The sequence below is a fragment of the Asticcacaulis solisilvae genome, from assembly GCF_017875235.1.
GTDB classification, from domain to species: domain Bacteria; phylum Pseudomonadota; class Alphaproteobacteria; order Caulobacterales; family Caulobacteraceae; genus Asticcacaulis; species Asticcacaulis solisilvae_A.
Map to the genome: position 1 here is coordinate 26,601 of NZ_JAGGMI010000018.1, position 18,062 is coordinate 44,662.

At 62.3% G+C, this 18,062-nt stretch carries 22 protein-coding genes and 1 riboswitch; of the genes, 9 read left to right on the forward strand and 13 right to left on the reverse strand.

Annotated features, from left to right (window positions below):
- Nucleotides 1-3: 3 nt before the first annotated feature.
- The 7 genes from paaC to hppD all read right to left on the reverse strand — a co-directional run bounded on the left by paaC (nt 4) and on the right by hppD (nt 7,004).
- Nucleotides 4-753, reverse strand: coding sequence for a 1,2-phenylacetyl-CoA epoxidase subunit PaaC (gene paaC, locus J2X24_RS20555; protein ID WP_209725639.1), 750 nt, complete (start codon nt 751-753; stop codon nt 4-6).
- Nucleotides 754-1,098: 345 nt separating this feature from the next.
- Nucleotides 1,099-2,145 carry a glycosyl hydrolase family 18 protein gene (locus J2X24_RS20560; RefSeq protein ID WP_245344996.1) on the reverse strand — a complete coding sequence of 349 codons (1,047 nt, stop codon included), beginning with the start codon at nt 2,143-2,145 and terminating at the stop codon, nt 1,099-1,101.
- A 71-nt stretch (nt 2,146-2,216) separates the two neighbouring features.
- On the reverse strand, nt 2,217-2,576 hold the full coding sequence (locus J2X24_RS20565; RefSeq protein WP_209725643.1) for a Rieske (2Fe-2S) protein: 360 nt from the start codon (nt 2,574-2,576) through the stop codon (nt 2,217-2,219).
- A complete protein-coding gene (gene maiA, locus J2X24_RS20570; RefSeq protein ID WP_209725645.1) occupies nt 2,573-3,205 on the reverse strand; it encodes a maleylacetoacetate isomerase in 633 nt (210 codons plus the stop codon). Before maiA ends, J2X24_RS20565 begins: the two co-directional genes overlap by 4 nt.
- Nucleotides 3,205-4,476 carry a fumarylacetoacetase gene (fahA, locus tag J2X24_RS20575; RefSeq protein WP_209725646.1) on the reverse strand — a complete coding sequence of 424 codons (1,272 nt, stop codon included), beginning with the start codon at nt 4,474-4,476 and terminating at the stop codon, nt 3,205-3,207. The genes maiA and fahA overlap by 1 nt, the downstream gene beginning before the upstream one ends.
- Nucleotides 4,473-5,738 (reverse strand): homogentisate 1,2-dioxygenase, encoded by a 1,266-nt coding sequence (gene hmgA, locus J2X24_RS20580; RefSeq protein WP_209725648.1) that lies wholly within the window; start codon nt 5,736-5,738, stop codon nt 4,473-4,475. Before hmgA ends, fahA begins: the two co-directional genes overlap by 4 nt.
- Nucleotides 5,739-5,960: 222 nt before the next feature.
- A complete protein-coding gene (hppD, locus tag J2X24_RS20585; RefSeq protein WP_209725650.1) occupies nt 5,961-7,004 on the reverse strand; it encodes a 4-hydroxyphenylpyruvate dioxygenase in 1,044 nt (347 codons plus the stop codon).
- A gap of 136 nt (nt 7,005-7,140) precedes the next feature.
- On the opposite strand from hppD, the gene J2X24_RS20590 reads away from it, so the two are divergent.
- Nucleotides 7,141-7,488, forward strand: coding sequence for a hypothetical protein (locus tag J2X24_RS20590; RefSeq protein WP_209725652.1), 348 nt, complete (start codon nt 7,141-7,143; stop codon nt 7,486-7,488).
- A gap of 131 nt (nt 7,489-7,619) precedes the next feature.
- On the opposite strand, the gene J2X24_RS20595 is transcribed toward J2X24_RS20590, so the two are convergent.
- Nucleotides 7,620-7,994: a hypothetical protein gene (locus J2X24_RS20595; protein WP_209725654.1), complete on the reverse strand. Its 375-nt coding sequence runs from the start codon at nt 7,992-7,994 to the stop codon at nt 7,620-7,622.
- Between the two features lie 167 nt (nt 7,995-8,161).
- Here J2X24_RS20595 and J2X24_RS20600 point away from each other — a divergent pair, with 167 nt between their 5' ends.
- Genes J2X24_RS20600 through J2X24_RS20610 form a run of 3 tightly spaced genes read left to right on the forward strand, consistent with a single transcriptional unit; the run spans nt 8,162 to nt 10,043 of the window.
- A complete protein-coding gene (locus J2X24_RS20600; protein WP_342591102.1) occupies nt 8,162-9,046 on the forward strand; it encodes a polysaccharide deacetylase family protein in 885 nt (294 codons plus the stop codon).
- Nucleotides 9,047-9,099: 53 nt separating this feature from the next.
- Complete coding sequence (locus tag J2X24_RS20605) at nt 9,100-9,714, forward strand: TetR/AcrR family transcriptional regulator (protein ID WP_245344997.1); 615 nt, start codon at nt 9,100-9,102, stop codon at nt 9,712-9,714.
- Nucleotides 9,711-10,043, forward strand: a complete 333-nt coding sequence (locus tag J2X24_RS20610) for a hypothetical protein (protein WP_209725658.1) — start codon at nt 9,711-9,713, stop codon at nt 10,041-10,043. Before J2X24_RS20605 ends, J2X24_RS20610 begins: the two co-directional genes overlap by 4 nt.
- Before the next feature lie 3 nt (nt 10,044-10,046).
- On the opposite strand, the gene J2X24_RS20615 is transcribed toward J2X24_RS20610, so the two are convergent.
- Nucleotides 10,047-11,213, reverse strand: a complete 1,167-nt coding sequence (locus J2X24_RS20615; RefSeq protein WP_209725659.1) for an SDR family NAD(P)-dependent oxidoreductase — start codon at nt 11,211-11,213, stop codon at nt 10,047-10,049.
- A gap of 141 nt (nt 11,214-11,354) precedes the next feature.
- Between J2X24_RS20615 and J2X24_RS20620 the strand changes: the two genes are divergently transcribed.
- The 3 genes from J2X24_RS20620 to moaC are packed head-to-tail and all read left to right on the forward strand — an operon-like array spanning nt 11,355 to nt 12,522.
- Nucleotides 11,355-11,600, forward strand: coding sequence for a MoaD/ThiS family protein (locus tag J2X24_RS20620; protein WP_209725661.1), 246 nt, complete (start codon nt 11,355-11,357; stop codon nt 11,598-11,600).
- Complete coding sequence (locus tag J2X24_RS20625; protein WP_209725664.1) at nt 11,600-12,052, forward strand: molybdenum cofactor biosynthesis protein MoaE; 453 nt, start codon at nt 11,600-11,602, stop codon at nt 12,050-12,052. Before J2X24_RS20620 ends, J2X24_RS20625 begins: the two co-directional genes overlap by 1 nt.
- Complete coding sequence (gene moaC / locus J2X24_RS20630; protein ID WP_209725666.1) at nt 12,049-12,522, forward strand: cyclic pyranopterin monophosphate synthase MoaC; 474 nt, start codon at nt 12,049-12,051, stop codon at nt 12,520-12,522. The genes J2X24_RS20625 and moaC overlap by 4 nt, the downstream gene beginning before the upstream one ends.
- Nucleotides 12,523-12,816: 294 nt before the next feature.
- Here moaC and J2X24_RS20635 read toward each other — a convergent pair whose 3' ends face one another.
- On the reverse strand, nt 12,817-14,679 hold the full coding sequence (locus J2X24_RS20635; protein ID WP_209725668.1) for a TonB-dependent receptor plug domain-containing protein: 1,863 nt from the start codon (nt 14,677-14,679) through the stop codon (nt 12,817-12,819).
- Nucleotides 14,680-14,790: 111 nt separating this feature from the next.
- Nucleotides 14,791-14,975: riboswitch (cobalamin riboswitch) on the reverse strand.
- Between the two features lie 58 nt (nt 14,976-15,033).
- Nucleotides 15,034-15,306: a BolA family protein gene (locus tag J2X24_RS20640; RefSeq protein WP_209725670.1), complete on the reverse strand. Its 273-nt coding sequence runs from the start codon at nt 15,304-15,306 to the stop codon at nt 15,034-15,036.
- Nucleotides 15,307-15,370: 64 nt separating this feature from the next.
- Between J2X24_RS20640 and J2X24_RS20645 the strand changes: the two genes are divergently transcribed.
- Nucleotides 15,371-16,033, forward strand: coding sequence for a J domain-containing protein (locus tag J2X24_RS20645; protein ID WP_209725672.1), 663 nt, complete (start codon nt 15,371-15,373; stop codon nt 16,031-16,033).
- 159 nt (nt 16,034-16,192) lie between these two features.
- Here the strand turns inward: J2X24_RS20645 and J2X24_RS20650 are convergent, their stop codons facing one another.
- A complete protein-coding gene (locus J2X24_RS20650; protein WP_209725674.1) occupies nt 16,193-16,906 on the reverse strand; it encodes a GNAT family N-acetyltransferase in 714 nt (237 codons plus the stop codon).
- Nucleotides 16,907-16,981: 75 nt separating this feature from the next.
- Between J2X24_RS20650 and J2X24_RS20655 the strand changes: the two genes are divergently transcribed.
- A complete protein-coding gene (locus J2X24_RS20655; RefSeq protein ID WP_209725676.1) occupies nt 16,982-17,428 on the forward strand; it encodes a GFA family protein in 447 nt (148 codons plus the stop codon).
- A 51-nt stretch (nt 17,429-17,479) separates the two neighbouring features.
- Here J2X24_RS20655 and J2X24_RS20660 read toward each other — a convergent pair whose 3' ends face one another.
- On the reverse strand, nt 17,480-17,911 hold the full coding sequence (locus tag J2X24_RS20660; protein ID WP_209725678.1) for a nuclear transport factor 2 family protein: 432 nt from the start codon (nt 17,909-17,911) through the stop codon (nt 17,480-17,482).
- Between the last annotated feature and the right edge of the window lie 151 nt (nt 17,912-18,062).

Sequence of the window (18,062 nt, forward strand, 5' to 3'; positions counted from 1 at the left end):
GCTTTACCAGCGGGCGCCGGCATTGCGCATCGGCAGCGTCATCTCGGCCAGCATATGGCCGAGGTGCTCGCTGTGGTGGCCACGGCGGCCGCCGATGATTGGCTCGGCCGGGCGCGGATGGGCCAGGCGCGCCTGACGCAGCGTGGCATTGACTCGCGTATCGAACTCAGCGCGCAGCGACGGCTTGTCGACCGCGATACCCTGCGCCAACAGTTCGGCGTCGACATCGTCCATGACGAACAACTCGTCGACATAGCGCGTCATGGTGTCGAGGCTGATGATCAGGCGCTTGTTGTTCACGCAGTCGCCGTCGCCCATGCGGATCATCCAGTCGCGACAGAATTCGACGTGGGACTGCACGTCGCGCAGGGCTTTGGAGGCGATGCGCGCGATGTCGGCATTGGCCGATCCGGACAGGGCGTCGAGATAGACGGCCTGCCAGTTGGAGAACAGGAACTGGCGCGCCAGGGTCTGGGCGAAGTCGCCGTTCGGCTGCTCGACCAGCAGGCAGTTGTGATAGTCGGGCGGATCGCGGTGGAAGGCGAGGGTGTCGGCGTCCTGGCCCTTGCCGTCGATGGCGGCGGCGAGGTCGAGGAAGTCGGTGGCTTGTTCGACCAGGTCGAGCGCCAGGCTGGACAAGCCCAGGTCGACTTCATGATTGGGGGCGTGGCCGCACCACGTGCTGAGCCGCTGGCCTAGGATCAGGGCGTCGTCGCCCAGGCGGAATACATATTCAAGCAGACTGTCGCGCATTGGCCGTCATTCCCTGTTTTCTTTTTTCTTATGCATGCAGCGTGCCGGAGCCATGCGGTCGGATGCCGGGCCGGCAGCGGTCCGTTAATCCGTTCATTTCTTTTTGAAATCCGCGGCTAGCGCGCGAAACCTGCCCCCGCATGCGGGGCCGGCCAGGATATGGCGCGTAACCGCGGGCAAGCTTCGATGCGCAGGCTGTCATTTGTGGCACTCTTCTTATTCTGCGCCACAAACCTAGCCAAAGCCTGACCCAGGGTCAAATCAAAACTGACATTTATGTCAAATTTATTTTTAGGCCATAATCCTGACGCACTCCTGTCACGTAACGCGCCTAGGGATGGTGATTCAGTCGGGGTTGTGCAGGCTGTCGTGGGCGGCTTCCAGCAGGCTGTTGGGCGCGGGCGCATCCTCGGATAGCTCCCAGATCATGATGCCGGCGGTTTCCTTCGCCGCCAGCGCCGCCTTGGCGCGGATGGTCGGGCGGCCGTTATAGGTGACGTAGTCGCAGCCGGCGCACGCCTTCCCGACCACGTCGTAATTGGCGGCGTCCTTGCCAAAGGTCGTCAGCACCTTCTGGAAGCTGTAGCCGCCCTTGTAGCCGTTGAATCCGCGGCCGTAGAAGGGTACGCCGAGCGTCAGCTGTTCCTTTTTGGCGCCCAATGCCTTCCAGGTGGCTATGTCTTTGCGCGCCACCTCCATAGTCGAATGTTCGGCGCCCGCCTTGCCCCAGGTCTCGCCGATCTGGTCGTAGGACATCAGGTTGATATAGTCGAAATGCGGAATCGATCCGACCGGGATCATGCCGCCGGGGTTCGACGCCGTGGCGCAGGTCAGGAGCTTCCTGCGCTTCGTCAGGCCCGTGCGGAGAGCTTGCGTGAACGGCACATAGTTGCCTTCCTTGTCGATGGCGGTCAGCACGTCCCACTCGAGGTCGACATCGATGCCGTCGAGGCCGGTGGCGTCAGCAAAGGCCAGCAGGTCGGCCACCAGCTTTTCGCGCGCCCCCGGCCGCGTCAGCTCCGTCCAGTTGCCCGAGCAGCCGGGAATAATGCCGCCGCCCAGCGACACCAGCACCTTGACGCCCTTGGCGTGCGCCATCTGAACGATCTCACGCACCTCGGCGACCGAACGCGTGCCGTTGCCATTGCCATTGTCGGTGTCCATGCAACTCATCTTATCGCCGGTGACGATGCTGCCGTCCTTGCCCGGATTGACGAAGGAGATGTTGATATGGGTCAGCTTTTTGAGGTCGGTCATCTCCATGGTCGCCTTCATGTCGCGGAAGGCAGCGACATAGCCTATGACCACTGGGCCTTGCGGCTTACGGGCCTCGGCGGCGGGGGAGGCAAGCAGGGACAGGGCTGCGAACGCAGCGGCGGCGGGCTTCAGCATGGCGTTTCCTCTCTTTTGGATCGAGATTGGCATTACCGGAACCGGGGATCAACCAGACCAATTTTATTTTGTTACTTGGTGACCATAAGCCCGTCGCGGACCCCGACCGGCCACGGCGTCAGGCTGCGGCCGGCGCACGGCCCGCCAACGCAATAGCCGTCGGTGATGCGGAACAGCGCGCCGTGCCAGCCGCAACTGATCAGGTCGCCGCGCGAGGTCAGGTATTCGTCCAGTTCCTCGGCCAGCGGCATGCCGGCGTGCGGGCAGCGATCGACATAGCCATAGACCTGCTCGCCTTGGCGGACAACGAAGCCGTGAAAGTGCGCCTCGCCAATCTCAAGCACGAAGTTGCGCGCCTTGCCGTCGGCGATGAGCTCGAGCGGACCCAAGGTGACTCCGGCGGGCGTTGAAAAGACGCGGGCAAAGCTCATTCGGCGCCCGGCTGGCGCGACGGGTGGGCGGCGGCGAATTCATCCAGGCGGGCGCAGGCGGCATCGACCGCCATGATCCGCGGCCAGGGCGCAAGATCGACATTAAATCGGCGGGCATTGTAGACTTGCGGGATCAGGCAGCAGTCGGCCAGCGTCGGGCCTTCGCCAAAGGCAAAGCCTTCGCCGTGCTGGTCGATGAGCGCTTCCAGGGTATCGAAGCCTGCGGTGATCCAGCGGGCAATCCAGGCGTCGATCTGCGCTTGCGTGGCGCCGAACTCGGCCTTCAGGCTGTTGAGGACGCGCAGGTTATTGAGCGGATGGATGTCGCAGGCAACGACCGCCATCATGGCGCGCACCGCGGCGCGGCCGGCCGGATCGGCCGGCATGAGCGGCGGTTGCGGGCGGGTTTCCTCGAGCCACTCCATGATTGCCGTGCTCTGGGTGATCACCTTGCCATCGGACTCGACGGCGGGAACCAGGCCTTGCGGATTGATGGATTTGTAGTCAGTGGCGGATTGCGCGCCGGTCCGCAGGTCGATGGACACGGTGTCATAACTGACGCCCTTGAGGTTCAAGGCGATGCGGACGCGATAGGCGGCGGATGAACGCCAGTAATCGTAAAGTTTCATCACCCTCTCGCGGCAAGAATCGTGGCGCGGCAGTCGCCGAAACCGATGGGGGCAAAGCCGTCGGCAGCAGCGCGGGCGCTCAAGATAATCTCATCACCGTCCTCAAGGAAGGTCCGTGTTTCATTGCCCGGCAGGATAATCGGCGACTTGCCGCCGTCGCTCAGCTCCAAAAGGCTGCCGGAACTGGCGGAATCGGGACCTGACAGGGTGCCCGTACCCAACAGGTCACCGGGTTGCAGGTTGCATCCATTTGAGGCGTGGTGGGTCAGGATCTGGGCGACCGTCCAGTACATGTGACGGGTGTGGCTGCGGCTGATGACGACAGGCGCAAGATTCTGCGCGCGCATCTTCGCCGTGCGCAAGGATACTTCCAGATTTATCGAAAGGCCGCCATAGGCCTGGTCATCTTCGGCCCACAGATAGGGCAGGGGCCTGGGGTCGCCCATAGGGCGAGGCGTCGGCGCCATGCGGAAGGGCGCCAAAGCCTCAGGGGTGACGATCCATGCCGAGACAGTGGTGTGGAAGTTCTTGGCCAGAAATGGCCCCAGCGGCTGGTACTCCCAGGCCTGGAAGTCGCGCGCCGACCAGTCGTTGAGCAGGCAGAAACCGCCGATATGCTGGGGTGCGTCGGCGATGGCAATCGGATCGCCTAAGGCATTGCCGGGCCCAACCCAGACACCGAGTTCCAGTTCGAAATCGAGGCGCCTGGACGGCCCGAAGCCGGGCGTTTCGGCATCCTGCGCCTTGGTCTGGCCGCGTGGGCGCACGACCGGTTCGCCGGAGACGCGCACCGACGAGGCGCGGCCGTGATAGCCGATCGGCACGTGCTTGTAATTGGGCAGCAAAGGGTTGTCCGGCCGGAACAGGGCGCCGACCTTGGTGGCGTGATGGATGCCGACATAGAAGTCGGTATAGTCGCCGACGCGCACCGGCAGGTGGACGACGCAATCACGCGCCGTATGCAGATAGGGCTCGGCGGCGGCGCTGTGCGTGGCGTCCGACAGCAGGCGCGACAGCTGGTGACGCAGCGATTTGCGCAAAGGCGGCGTGGCCAGGATCGTTTCCAGGTCATCCGGAACGTCACGCAACATGCCGGCGGCGACCAGGGCCTGAAGTTCCAGGATGTGGTCGCCGATGGCGACACCCGGACGCGGCGCTTCGCCGGCCGGGCTGAACAGGCCGAATGGCAGGTTCTGGATCGGAAAGTCGTGATGGCCGTTGGCCGAGTGAACCCAGCTTTCGAGGGCGATGTCGTGGGTGGCGTCGATCATTTGGGTAGGTTCGCTTTCGGGAAGTCCTGCCAGCAGGCATCGTAGTCGGCTTGTAGCGCGGGCGAGGTGAGGGCGGCCTCCGTCGGGCGCAGGACCCAGCGGCTTTCGAACATGAAGGCCATGGTGTCGGTGATTTTGTGCGGCTTGAGGTCTGCCTTGATGGCGGCGGCATGGCTTGCGGCATCAGGGCCGTGACCGTTCATGCAGTTATGCAGGCTTGCACCGCCCGGAAGGAAGCCGCCGGCTTTTGCGTCATAGGCGCCTTCGATCAGGCCCATGAACTCGCTCATGAGATTGCGGTGGAACCACGGCGGCCGGAAGGTATGTTCGGCGACCATCCAGCGCGGCGGGAAGATGACGAAATCGCAATTGGCCGTGCCGGGGAGTTCGGACGGCGAGGTCAGGACGGTGAAGATCGACGGATCGGGATGGTCGAAGCTGACCGTATTGATGGTGTTGAAGCGCGTCAGGTCATAACGATAGGGCGCGTAGTTGCCGTGCCAGGCGACGACGTCGAGCGGCGAGTGGTCAAGCGTCGTTGTCCATAATGCGCCGTGGAATTTCTGGATCAGTTGGGTGGCTTCGTCGCGGTCTTCAAAGGCCGCGACGGGCGTTTCGAAATCGCGCGGATTGGCGAGGCCATTGGCGCCTATGGGGCCGAGATCCGGCAGGCGAAACGGCGCGCCGTGGTTTTCGAGGACGTAGCCGGTGGCGCTGTCGCTCGTGAGGTCTACGCGGAAGCGGACGCCGCGCGGGATGACGGCGACGTGCAGGGGCGCGACGTCGAGTCGGCCCATTTCCGTAAATATGGAAATATTGCCGGACTGCGGCACGATCAGCATTTCGCCGTCGGCGTTGACAAAAACGCGCTGCATGGAGGCGGTCGCGGCATAGAGCCAGATGGTGACGCCGCTGTGTGTCGCGGCATCGCCGTTCATCGCCCACGGCGTCAATCCGTCGAGAAAATCCGTCGGGATTTCGGGAAGTGTCTGCGGTGACCAGCGCAGGCGGTTGGGCGTGGCCGAGCCGGGGGCGGGGCCGTCCTTCAGACGTTTAAAAGGCGCATGACTCGCCGAGGGGCGTAGGCGGTAGTGCCACGACCTCCGGTTTTCGCTGCGCGGCGCCGTAAAAGCCGAACCCGACAGCTGTTCGGCATAAAGCCCGAACGGCGTCTGTTGCGGCGAGTTCTGGCCGACGGGCAGGGCGCCCGCCACGGCTTCCGTCGCGAAATGATTGCCAAACCCGGTCATATACTGGGACATCTGAATGCTCCGGAGCTAGACTTGCCCCCCCCACCACTCGCTCCGCTCGCGGTCCCCCTCCCCACTCGCATCTTGGATGCTGTAACTACCGAGTTGCTCATGGGGAGGAATATGAAAAGGAAGCTTGCCCTCCTTATTCCTCCCCGAGAGCACCTCGAACTGTCAACGCAATGAAGTGAACGGGGAGGGGGACCATGAGCGGAGCGAATGGTGGTGGGGGCCTTATGCCACCTTAATAACGCCGCGGCGAATCTGATCCAGTTCGATCGATTCGAACAGGGCCTGGAAATTGCCGTTGCCGAAACCGTCGTTGCCCTTGCGCTGGATGATCTCGAAGAAGATCGGCCCGAAGGTGTTTTCGGTGAAAATCTGCAACAAGATCCCGTCTTCGCCGCCGCCATCGATCAGTATGCGGTTGCGGCGCAGGCGTTCCAGGTCTTCGCCGTGGCCGGGCACGCGCTTGTCGACCAGGTCGTAATAGGTGTCGATCGTGTCCTGGAGTTTCACGCCCCGCGCGCGCAGGCGCTCGACCGTCTCATAGATATTGTCGGTGGTCAGCGCGATATGCTGGATGCCTTCGCCATTATACTGGCGCAGGAATTCCTCGATCTGGCTCTTGTCATCCTGGCTTTCGTTGAGCGGGATGCGGATCTGCTGGTCGGGTGCGATCATCGCCTGGCTGAACAGGCCGGTCGCCTGGCCCTTGATGTCGAAATACTTCTGTTCCTCGAAGCCGAAGATGCGGCGATAGAATTCCGACCAGGTGCGCATCTCGCCGCGGCGGACATTGTGCGTCAGGTGGTCGATCATGCCGAAGCCGACGCTGTTTTCAGCCTCCGCCCCGGCGCCGGACAGCGGCGTCCAGCCGGCAAAGACGTCGTGGTCGATAAGGTAAAGCAGCGAACCGCCTATGCCTTCGAGCACCGGCACATCGGGGAAAGCACTGAGGTTGGCATCGGCCGGCCGCGCGCCTTTTTCCAGGGCCAGTTCATAGGCGCGGGCGGCGTCGGTCACGCGAAACGCCATGCCGTTGGCCGACGGGCCATGCGCCCTGCCAAACTCGGACGCCTGCTGCGTCGCCGCCTCGTTCAGCACAAAATCGACGCGGCCTTGTCGATAGCGGGTAATGGACTTGGTGGGATGCCTGGCGACGGCCGTGAAGCCCATGGCTTCGAGCTGTTCGGCCATTCCGGCTGCGTCGGGACCTGTAAACTCCACAAAGGCAAAGCCATCGAGACCCAAGAGGTTGGTTTCGGTTTCGGACATGGCGACCTCCGCGCAATAGTATCAATAGAAACTATTACGGTCTGGTCCTCCTGGCAACGCTTTTTTTGCAACTCGTATGTTAGAGCAGAGCAACCGCGTCAGCATAAACCGGGCAGTTTCAAAAGGAGTTCCAGCCATGGCCGACCAGTACCCGCTCTACATTGCCTTGCGCGACCTGATGGTCCGCGCGGCGCCTGCCATGAAAATCGGCAAGGATGTGGTGGGCGAATGCACGGTCAATGTTCCGACCGCGACCATGGCGTCGAAGGACCCGATCTGGTTCGGCACGGTCCGCCTGGCCGGCAGCCGCGTCTCCTACTATCTGCCGCCGCTGGCCATGAAGGAAGGGCGCGACATTCCGGTTCCGGACGCGCTGAAGAGCCACGCCCAGAGCAAGACCTGCTTTGTATTCGACGCCATCGAGCCGGATCTGTTCGGCGAGTTGGAAAACGTCACCCGCACCGCCGCCAAGGCGTTCGGCTAGAGCGATATGGCGAAACGAAGTTCGGCGCAGCCAAAAGTGTAGGCGGTGATCGGTATGATGTTTCCACTTAAAATCATGCCGATCTAGGACAAACTTTTTAATGAAGCCCGAAGGCGTAGTCCGATCCCGGATTACGCCTTTGCCTTGCCCGTGCCCTTGTAGACCATGAAGGCGAAGACCAGAGCGCTGACAATGGTCACGACCGAGCCGAGGCCAACAACCGGCGCCGCCCATGGCATGACGGCGATCGAGCCATAAATGCCCGGGATGATCAGCAGCAGGCCCAGCAGCGCTATGCAGTAGTGCGCCAGGATCAGCTTCGGCGACAGGTTGGGATGGCTGTTGTAGAACAGGCCGGCCAGGAACATCAAAACTCCGCCGATCAGGTTGAGGTGGCCGTGCACCGGCGCGTAGGTAAAGTCGTGCGTGCCGCCCATATAGGCGCCGAAACCCATCGACAGCACAAAAGCGATGACGCTGGTGCGCAGGAAAATAGTACCATTCATTAAGAGTGCCCCTGTTTATATAGCCCCGTTATTTATTACATCCGTAACGACCGCGAGGCAATCCCGTCGTTACACTTGCGGCCTCCGGCGTTCTGACGCACAGTGCGGGTAATAACAATTCAGGGAAGGCGTAAGGCATGAGATTCGGTCGGTGGCTTGGAATGTGCGTGGGCGCGGTGGCTCTGGTGCTGGCCGGACACGCGGTCGCGGCAGACGGGAGCTACAAGCTGGCCGTCACCATCGACGACCTGCCGTCGCACGGCGCCCTGCCAGCCGGGATGACGCGGTCGGGCATCGCGAAAATGACGCTCGACGCCTATGCGGCGCACAAGGTGCCGCGCGTCTATGGCTATATCAATTCCGTCCACCTCAAGGGCGATCCCGACAACGCCAAGGTGCTTCAGATGTGGCGCGCCGCCGGCCATCCGCTCGGCAATCATCACGTCAGCCACGCCAGCGTCGACGCCGGCACGGCCGAGGACTTCATAAAAGGCATCGCGGCCAATGAGCCGGTGCTGGCTGAGCTTATGCCCGGCGAAAACTGGCACTCCTTTCGCTATCCGTTCCTGAACGCCGGCGACGCGGCGCGCGGCCCGGCGGTGGCGGAATGGCTGAAGGCGCACGGCTACACCATTGCCGACGTGTCGATGTCGTTCAACGACTGGGCCTATACCGATACCCACGCGCGCTGCGTCGCCAAGGGCGACACCGCCGCTGTCGAGACCATGAAGACCCGCTACATGGACGAGGTCCGGGCCCAGATCGCGCGCAGCAAGGCGGTGTCGCAGAAGGTCTATGGCCGGATGATCCCCCAGGTCCTGCTGACCCATATCGGCGGATTCGGCGCCATCATGCTGCCGCAGGTCCTCGACGAACTGGAAAAGAGCGGCGCGAAATTCGTGACGCTGGAAGAGGTTCAAAGCGATGCCGCTTATGCCGAGCCGGGCCTGAAATCGGGCCTGGTCATGGAGCGGACCGCCCAGGCCAAAGGCATCGACATCTCGGCCATCGCGAACACCTCTGTGGCCGGCCTCGACCAGATGTGTCGCTGATCCCAATGTCCGCAAGCGTTGACACAGCCGCGCCATCAGGCTTAGCAAAGGATATGAAATCCGAAAAACAGGCGGCGCGTCGCGAACAGATCCTTGATATTGCCAGTGAAATCTTCCTGCAGGAAGGTTATGCGGCCGCATCGGTGTCGACCATTGCCGCGCGCGTCGGCGGTTCCAAGGGCACGCTCTACAGCTACTTCCGCAGCAAGGAGGAGCTGTTCGCGGCTTACGTAGAGCGCCACTGCGAGATCCACCGCAACCAGATGAGCGAACTGCTCACCGACGAGGCCGAGGCGCGCGTCGTGCTGACCAAGTTCGCCAAGCGTTACCTGCGCATGTTCACCAGCGAACGCACGCTCGCCAACTGGCGCGTCATTTCCGCCGAAAGCGCCAAGTCACCCGAAATCGGCCGGCTCTTCTACGAAACCGGGCCTTTGCGCGGGGCGAAACTGCTGGCTGAGTATCTGAACAAGGCCGTGGCGCGCGGGGAACTGAAGATCGACGACACGCTGCTGGCGGCGCACCAGTTCACTTCGCTGATCCATGGCCGGATGATCAAGGCGATGTTGCTCAACTACATCGCGCCGCCGACCGATGCCGAAATCGACGCCGAGGTCGAAGCCGCCATGTTCGTTTTCTGCGCCGCCTATGGCGTAGCCAAGCCGTGAAATGGCTGGCCGTCGCCGCGTTGTTGGTGATCCTGGCGACGCCGGCTGTCGCGGCGGACAAGCCGAACGGCCGGATGCAGGCCTGTACGCAAGCCTGGCTGGAACGCCGGGACGCGGGGCAGGCGCAGGCTTACAAGCCGTTTCTGAAAACCTGCCTTGCCGATCCGGCTTCCGCCGCCACCAAAACGGTCAAGGCAGGTGGCAAGGCGAAAAAGCGCGGACCGAACCGCATGAAGATCTGCGGCGCACAATGGAGGAAAATGAAGGCCGAAAGCCGGACAGGCGGGCAGAGCTACCGCGAGTTCTCCCGGACCTGTCTCAAGAGCTGAGCCTTACTCGCGCAGCGAATTCACCAGGTTGAACACCATTTCCTTGGCGGTGTCGTCGTGGCCTTCCTGGGCGACGCCGTACAGGGTCTGCATGACGTTTTCGGCGATCGGTTGGACGCTGACATGGTCGGAAACTTCGAAAATGCCGGGAAGTAGCGCCTTGCGCACCTCGTTGTCGTCGACCAGGGCCTCGGTGATTTTCTCGCCTTCGCGTAAACCGGTGAAGACGATCTTGATATCTTTCTCCGGCGTCAGGCCATAGAGCCTGATCATGCGCGTGGCCAGGTCGTAGATGCGCACCGGCTCACCCATCTCGAGGATATACAGGCCGGAATGATTTTCGGGCGTCTGGGCGTTGGTCATCGCTGCGGTCAGGACAAGCTGTACCGCCTCGAAGATCGTCATGAAATAACGCTCGGCATCCTTGTCCGTCAGGGTGATCGGGCCGCCGCGCTCGATCTGCGACCGGAACAGCGGCACGACGGAGCCGGTCGACCCCAGGACATTGCCGAAACGTACGACGCAGGCCTGATGCGAATCGGTGATCTGGCTGCGGATCAGGTGTTCGGCCATGCGCTTGGTCGCGCCCATCAGCGACGACGGCGCCACAGCCTTGTCCGACGAGATCAGGACCAGTTGCTTGACGCCGGCGGCCTTGGCGGCGTCGATGACGTATTGCGTACCTAAAACATTGGTCAGCACGGCTTCGCACGGATTGAGCTCGACCATCGGCACGTGCTTCAGCGCCGCGGCGTGGAAGATGACATCCGGCGCCTGCGCCTTGACGACGGCGGCCAGGCGCTCCTTGCGGCGGATGCTGCACAGGATGGGCTGGGCGTGCGTCGTGCCGAACTGTTCGCGAATCGCGCGATCGATTTCGTAGAGCGCCAGTTCCGAGTGATCGACGAGCGTAACGTGGGCCGCGCCGAGACTTAAAGCCTGCTTGCAGATTTCCGAGCCAATCGAGCCGCCGGCGCCTGTGACCAGTATGCGTTTACCGGCATAAAAGCTGCGCAGGCCCTCCGTGTCCAGCTCAACCTGCGGGCGGTGCAGAAGCACCTTGAACGACGCAGGGTCGCTCGGGTCGGGCAGGACCAGCGGGGGAGGAGATTTTCCAAAAGCGGCAAGCCGGGCAAGGAAACGCAGCAGTCTGTAGTTCGAGGCGCCCATCTGAGTCCGGCTTGGTAAAACTGAGGCCTTGTATTGAGCCGAGGATAGGTGTTTTAGCAAGGGGGGAACGCCTGAAACCGCTGAATTTTTTAAAGGAGCGGTGCGCGAAGTTGCGTTAATCTGTCCGCGCGGGAGAATGTTGTGATCGAAGTGCTGTTTTTTGGCAAGATGGCGGATGTGGCGGGCCGGCGATCACTCACGATCGGCGTCCCGGATGGCGGAACGCTGCACGTATTGCGAGACCGGATTTTTGCTGACGCCCTCGCGCAGGGGCAGGTGACAGCGCAGGACATTCGCATGAGTGTCAATAAGGTCGTCGCGACTTCGGATCGGCGCATCGATGACGGTGACGAAGTGGCCTTTTTTTCGATCTTTTCGGGGGGATGATGGCCCGGCTCGATGTGCGATTGCTGGAGGACGGCCTGGATCCGGCGGCGGCCTATGCCGTCTTCGACCGTGCCGAAGGCTCTGCCGGGGCCGTGGTCAGCTTTACCGGCGTGGTGCGCGGTGAAAGCGGCGCGGTCGATTATCTTTTCCTCGACTGGTATCCCGGCATGACCGAGGCATCGCTCCAGGAGATCGCCGAAGCCGCCGCCCAGCGTTTCGACATCACGGCGCTGAGCGTCCTGCACCGTTGCGGCAAGGTCATGGCGGGCGAGACCATCGTCTTCGTCGCCGCCGCCAGTGCGCATCGGCGCGCGGCCTTCGAAGCGGCCGACTACGCCATGGACCGGTTGAAATCCGAGGCGGCCCTGTGGAAGCGCGAAGCGGGTCGGGACGGGGAACACTGGGTGGAACCGCGCGCCGCCGACGCCAAAGATCTCAAGAGGTGGACATGAGCGACCTGACGCATCTCGACGAAGCCGGCCGCGCCCGCATGGTCGATGTTTCCGACAAAGCCGTGACGGCCCGGACCGCCAGGGCCGCGGGCCGGCTCGTCTGCGCCGCAGGGACGGTGACCCTGGTGCGCGAAGGCCGGACGCCCAAGGGCGCGGTGGTCACGACGGCGGAGCTGGCCGGCATCATGGCCGCCAAGCGAACCGCCGACCTGATCCCGCTGTGTCATCCGTTGGCGCTGACCAAGGTCGCTGTCGTCATCACCGAGAATGCCAGCCTGCCAGGCTTCGATATTTCGGCCGAGGTCAGGACGTCGGGGCAGACGGGCGTGGAGATGGAAGCACTGACGGCCGTCAGCGTGGCGGCGCTTACCCTTTACGACATGCTGAAAGCGGTCGATAAGGCCATGCGCATCGAAGGTCTGGAGGTTCTGTCGAAAACCGGCGGAAAGTCGGACGGATGGCCGGCATAGACCCCGCCTCATGCTATACGGCCGCCGGACGGGTTGGAACGTCCGGCGGCCTGAAAGCGCCCGGCAATAATTAAAGTAACGCCGGCAGCGAAGCATTTTTGATCGCAACGCACAATACGTTTTTCGTTCATCTGAGCGCCACAATTGCCGTAACGGTGAGGTAAGTTGTTGCATCCGCCGCATCGCGTGTAGCCTCGCGCACACAAGTTGGCGATGACATTCATATTTGAACATCAGCGCCAGCTTGTTTTCGCCGAAGCGATATCTAGCCGAAAGCCGCTTAGATGTTCGGCTTTAGAATAGACGCGTGCGAACCCCGACCCACAGCCGGCGGCCGAGCTGGCTGTAGCCGGCGGCGGTCTCATAGCGCTGGTCGGTCAGGTTCTCGATGCGGCCATAGAGCTCGACCCGGTCGTTCAACTTGTAACGCGCGCGAAGGTCCGTGACCGTATAGGCGTCTAGCGGAACCGTGTTGGCAGAGTTATCGAAGGCATCGCCGGCGTGACGCAGGCCAATCGCCAGGTTCACGGCATCGCTGACGTCGTAGCTGAGGTCCAGATTGGCCAGCAGATTCGGCTTGCGTGCCAGCTCCTTGCCTTCCAGACCCACGGACTCGTTGCGGGTATTGAGCGCCGTCACGTTGCCGCGCACATGCAGGCGATCGCTGATATCCTGCGCCCATTCCAGCTCGACGCCATTGGCTTCGGACTTGTCGATATTGGCGTAGAAGCCGAACGGATGCGTGGCGCACAGGGCGGCCGTCGCCGGCCAGCAGCTGTCGAAGCCGATCAGGTTGTCGATATTGCGGGTAAAAGCCGTCACCGACACCTGACCGGTGGCGAAGCTGTAATCGAAACCGCCATCGATGGTCAGGGCCTTTTCGGGCTCCAGCTCCAGATTGCCGTAATCGCTATAGAGCTGATAGAGGCTCGGCACCTTGACGCCCTGGCCGGCGCTGGCGCGGAAACGCCACTGGCCGGCCGGAACGGCGACCGACGCCTGGACGATGTCCTGGCCACCAAAGCTCGACGACTCGTCGTGGCGGGCGCTGAGGGCCACGCTGGCCACGCCGAAATCGTGACGCACCTGGCCGTAGACGCTGGTCAGGTCCTGGTCGGCGGTCTGCTGCGGCGTCCAGGTGGACTCGGTGCGCATTTCGTCCTTCTGGTGGCGCAGGCCCGCCAGCAGGCGCGTGGCGTCGGAGGCGCGATAGACGAGGTGATAATCCGCCGTCAGCGAATGGCCCCGACCTTCAAAGGTCGGGGTGCGGGTGGCGTCGAAAAGCTTGCGCTCGGTCTCGGTCGCGCTCAGCGACAGGGTGTGTTCGATGCGCTCGGACCGCGCCGTCAATCCGGCGGCCAGAAGCGTTGTGTCGCTCAGCGAGGTATCGTCGGTGTCAGTGAAATTGAAGTTGATGTCGTAGCCGTCGACTTCGCTGTAATTGTGCGTTTTCGCGGCCAGGCCGGTCCAGGTGACGTGGTCCGTCACGGCATAGCTCAAGCGTGCGCTCAGTTGTGTCTGGGTAAAGCCATCGGTTTCGGTGCCGCTGGCCGCAGCCGACACGCCGCGATCATTGAGACCTGACGCAAAGACGCGCCAGTTCAGACGACCGGCCTTACCGCCGACGCCGAGACGCGCCGAGCCATAGTGATCGAAACCTTCGACGGCCAGATCGCCTTCCAGCGCCTTTGTCGCGCGACGCGTGGTGATGCTGACGACGCCGCCGACGGCGCCCGAGCCCCAAAGGGTCGACAGCGGGCCGCGCAGGACTTCGATGCGTTCGGCGTCGCCGGTCGACAGGACACCGAGATCGACACCGCCGCCGACTTGGGACGGATCGTTCAGGGCGATGCCGTCTAGCAGATACAGCACCTGGTCGGCGCCGGCGCCACGGATGCTGGAGGCGCCTGAGGCCCCCGGACCGCCATTGGCGACGATATGCAGGTCGGTGGTGCGCGCCAGCAGGTCGCTGACCGACAGGGATTGATAGGACTTGATGTCGGCGTCGGTCAGGACGTCGACGGCCTGGCCGATCTTCGATACGGGCAAGGCTTCGCGCGTGACGGTGACGACGACGTCTTCGCCATCAGCATAGGCAAGGGGAGGGGACAGCAGCGCCAGCGAGGACGCGCCGAGGATAAGGATATTCTTCAACATGGAACGGTTTCTTTCCGCCAGAAGACGAGAGCCGACTGTCCTGGGACTACGGCTCACAAACACATCGTCTTTCGAGAGGCTTCTCGCTCGCCCGGCACACCTCGACCAGGGCAAAGGACGACAGCCATGGCAGGTTTCCTGACTTGCGTCTCAGACGCCCGACGCCGTCTTCCCCGCGGATGCAGGTGACGTGTGGCGGCGGGCTTAACGCTTACAGTTGCGAGGACAGTCCGGGATTTCCACCCGGTTCCCTATTATCTTCCCCTTCGGGAAGCACCATTGGCACGGCGCCGCCTTACGGTGCGCGCGTTCGAGCGTCAAGCGGCGGGCAGAGGATTTTCGCGAGTGTGGGTTTCACGCCTCAGCCGGCGTCTTTGCCTGGATGCTGAGGGCGTGGACAGGACCGGCCAGTTCCTCGGCCAGTATGGTGTTTACCCGCCGCTGACGCGCCACGCGGCTCAGCCCCTCGAAGGCGGATGACACGATAAGCACGGAAAAATGACTCTCGCCCCCTTCACGCGCGCCCGAATGCCCACTATGTTTGGCGCTGTCGTCTTGGATATCAAGGCGCACCGGGGCAAGGGCTGATTCCAGCTTCGATCGGATACGATCAGCGATTTCACCCATATTCGGCCTCACACGTCAGATATAATTCAGCAGTTATTATGCTTTCAGGGTGATATCTCATCATATGAGCGAAGGATTCAAGTACAAGCCGCGTTTTATGGACATGCGCATCCGCCCTCCCAAGGAAGGCGAGGAACAAACGCGCCGTCCGGAAGAAGACGTATTGCAGCTCAAGCCGGGCCAAAAGCCTTGCGAATGGCCGGAGTGCCACAAGGCCGCGACCGCTCGGGCGCCGAAGTCGCGCGAAATGATGAACGAATTCTATAACTTCTGCCAGCTGCACGCCGGCGAGTACAACAAGAACTGGAATTTCTTCGCCGGCATGTCCGAAGGCGAGGCGCGCCGTCACCGCGAATCGATCGCGACCGGCGACCGTCCGACCTGGGCGTTCCGGGCCTCGCGTCAGTCGCGCGAAGCCGCCAACTTTACGACCAAGGGCACCAAGGCCGGCGGCTTCTACGATCCGCACAGCGTCTTTGGCGCCGGCGCCGCGCCGAATCGCGACAAGGCCGTGCCGGCCGAGAAGCAGTACGGCAAGATCGAGCGCCAGGCCTTTGCCGATCTCGACCTCGAAGCCGGTGCGACCTGGGACCAGATACGCGTCCGCTATACCGAGCTGCTCAAGCGCTGCCACCCGGACAATAACGGCGGCGACCGTTCGGCCGAGGACAAGCTGCAGAGAGTTATCAAGGCTTATAAAGTCCTCAAAAAGATGCAAACCTCGTAAAAGCCTTGGCTTTTTTGATGCGCTATCGCTTCGCTGCTTGAGCGCGGAGCGATCTGCGTCGCGGTCGTCGCTTGGCTGTATAAGGATACAGCCGGCGCTAGCCAGCTAGCATCTCATCCAATTTGAAGGCTTTTACCCGCCGTTACCTGTGGCGGAGCGTTACCTGCCTGCGAAGTAACCGTCACTACCCGAAGATGCGCCGGTGCGGCCGAACAGGTTGACCTGCCACATGCGGCGGGGTTTGAAACCGGTCGAGGCGTAGGCCCGCAAAGCAGATTCGTTGTCCGGTAGGGAGTGCAGGAAGGGAATGCGGCCTTCTGCCTTGATCTTGCTGCCCATGACAGAGATCAGTTGTTTGGCCAGGCCGCGCCCCTGATAATCCGGGTGCGTGCAGATGGCCGTAATCTCCGTATAGCCCGGCAGGCACATGCGTTCGCCCGCCATGGCGATCAGCCGGCCATTGTCGCGGATGCCGACAAAATCGCCCTTTTCGATGGTTCGTGTGCCGAAAGGTCCCGGCCGCGTCAGCGCCGTAAGCTCCAGGATGTCGGGCACATCAGCCTTGGTCAGCGGTTGGATATTCGCACTGACCGGACCCGGGCGGAAATCGTCGGCCACCAGTTGCATGACATCGAACGCCGTCATCCGTTCAAGACCAGCGGGCGCATCCAGGGCAGTGTTCGCCCACACGACCGCATTGCCGTCATTGGGCACCACGTTGCCGAGATGCTCCAAAGCGTCGGGCGTTTCGAACGCCGCGAACGGCGACACATCGGCGGGATAACGCAGGACAGGCGGCCTGCCTTCGGCCAGATGGGCATGGCGCGTCGTCAGGGCATGCCAGACGGGGTTATCGAGGACGAAATGCGCCATAGGTGGTCCTGTTGCCGCTTTTGGGTGGGTGCCTCATATAGGCAGGACGGCAAATCCTGCCAAGACGAGGACGTCATGACACTTTCAAAAGGCGGATGCCAGTGCGGCGCGGTGCGCTTTGAAGTCAAAGGCCCGCTCGGCAAGGCGTCGGTCTGCCACTGCCGCATGTGCCAGAAGGCGTTCGGCAATGTCTTCGCACCGCTGGTGTCGATCCCTGAGGGTGCGCTGAAGTGGACAAAGGCCGAGCCCAGGCGCTTTCAAAGCTCCAACCTCGTCCAGCGCGGCTTTTGTCCAGAGTGCGGCACGCCCCTGACCTATGAAGCGCCGGACGGGCTGGCCGTGGCGATCGGCGCGTTCGATCACCCGGAGCGCATCGAACCGGAAATCCAGTTCGGTATCGAAGGCCGCATTCCGTGGATGGACCATGTCAATGATTGGCCGGTGCGCGAAACCCTCGACGACATCGAGGCGGCGCCATTTCTCGACAAGCTGGAAAGCTATCAATACCCTGACGAGGTCTGATTTCTGTCGCGCAACCTATCCCGAAACCGGAGGCCACTTTCGGGGTTGCGCTTAACTGAACGGTTCGAAGCAGTCGTAATTGCGCTGGCGGAAGATCTTGCCGTCGCGCAGTTCGAAGACGCTGCACACGTGCGCCGTCATCGTGTCGCCGGCTTGCAGCTTGCCGAAATCGACATTCAGCACGCCGCGCCACAGGCATTCGGCCGCCACGACATCGCCGTCACAGATCAGGGCATTGATATGGAAGGTCTGGCTTCGTACCGATGTCCGGCCGCGATGAAAGGCCGTCTTGACGTCTTCCAGGTTCGAGACCACGCCTTCCTTGCGCAGCGCGTTCGGCCATTCGGTGTGTTTGACGTCCGGATGGTAGCACGAAACGATGGTGTCGAGATCGCCGTCCTCGATCGCCCTGAGAAAGGTTTTGATCACTGTGCGGTTGGGATCGGACGCCGGTTTGTCGGCCTGGAGCGCGGGCTGTGTCATGCTGGCATTTTTAGCGAAAAAATATGACACAGTGCAAACATTAAGGGTTGTTTCGCCCGTCCGAACGGCCTAGCTGAAAACCGTCTGTTCAAGCGCAATCCAAAAAGTGCTTCGCGGTTTTTGGATAGATTGCGCGCTCGCAAAAATACTC

Bases quoted from the DNA above. Each gene is read 5' to 3' on its own strand.
- fahA (WP_209725646.1), bottom strand. From the start codon at position 4,476: ATGATCGACGCCACCCACGACATCGCCCTCGAAAGCTGGGTTCACTCG.
- hmgA (WP_209725648.1), bottom strand. From the start codon at position 5,738: ATGTCCCAGTATATGACCGGGTTTGGCAATCATTTCGCGACGGAAGCC.
- hppD (WP_209725650.1), bottom strand. From the start codon at position 7,004: ATGTCCGAAACCGAAACCAACCTCTTGGGTCTCGATGGCTTTGCCTTT.
- J2X24_RS20650 (WP_209725674.1), bottom strand. From the start codon at position 16,906: ATGGCGCATTTCGTCCTCGATAACCCCGTCTGGCATGCCCTGACGACG.
- J2X24_RS20560 (WP_245344996.1), bottom strand. From the start codon at position 2,145: ATGCTGAAGCCCGCCGCCGCTGCGTTCGCAGCCCTGTCCCTGCTTGCC.
- maiA (WP_209725645.1), bottom strand. From the start codon at position 3,205: ATGAAACTTTACGATTACTGGCGTTCATCCGCCGCCTATCGCGTCCGC.
- J2X24_RS20565 (WP_209725643.1), bottom strand. From the start codon at position 2,576: ATGAGCTTTGCCCGCGTCTTTTCAACGCCCGCCGGAGTCACCTTGGGT.
- paaC (WP_209725639.1), bottom strand. From the start codon at position 753: ATGCGCGACAGTCTGCTTGAATATGTATTCCGCCTGGGCGACGACGCC.
- J2X24_RS20615 (WP_209725659.1), bottom strand. From the start codon at position 11,213: ATGGGCGCCTCGAACTACAGACTGCTGCGTTTCCTTGCCCGGCTTGCC.
- J2X24_RS20660 (WP_209725678.1), bottom strand. From the start codon at position 17,911: ATGACACAGCCCGCGCTCCAGGCCGACAAACCGGCGTCCGATCCCAAC.
- J2X24_RS20645 (WP_209725672.1), top strand. From the start codon at position 15,371: ATGAGCGAAGGATTCAAGTACAAGCCGCGTTTTATGGACATGCGCATC.
- J2X24_RS20655 (WP_209725676.1), top strand. From the start codon at position 16,982: ATGACACTTTCAAAAGGCGGATGCCAGTGCGGCGCGGTGCGCTTTGAA.
- moaC (WP_209725666.1), top strand. From the start codon at position 12,049: ATGAGCGACCTGACGCATCTCGACGAAGCCGGCCGCGCCCGCATGGTC.
- J2X24_RS20625 (WP_209725664.1), top strand. From the start codon at position 11,600: ATGGCCCGGCTCGATGTGCGATTGCTGGAGGACGGCCTGGATCCGGCG.
- J2X24_RS20595 (WP_209725654.1), bottom strand. From the start codon at position 7,994: ATGAATGGTACTATTTTCCTGCGCACCAGCGTCATCGCTTTTGTGCTG.
- J2X24_RS20640 (WP_209725670.1), bottom strand. From the start codon at position 15,306: ATGGGTGAAATCGCTGATCGTATCCGATCGAAGCTGGAATCAGCCCTT.
- J2X24_RS20635 (WP_209725668.1), bottom strand. From the start codon at position 14,679: ATGTTGAAGAATATCCTTATCCTCGGCGCGTCCTCGCTGGCGCTGCTG.
- J2X24_RS20590 (WP_209725652.1), top strand. From the start codon at position 7,141: ATGGCCGACCAGTACCCGCTCTACATTGCCTTGCGCGACCTGATGGTC.
- J2X24_RS20605 (WP_245344997.1), top strand. From the start codon at position 9,100: ATGAAATCCGAAAAACAGGCGGCGCGTCGCGAACAGATCCTTGATATT.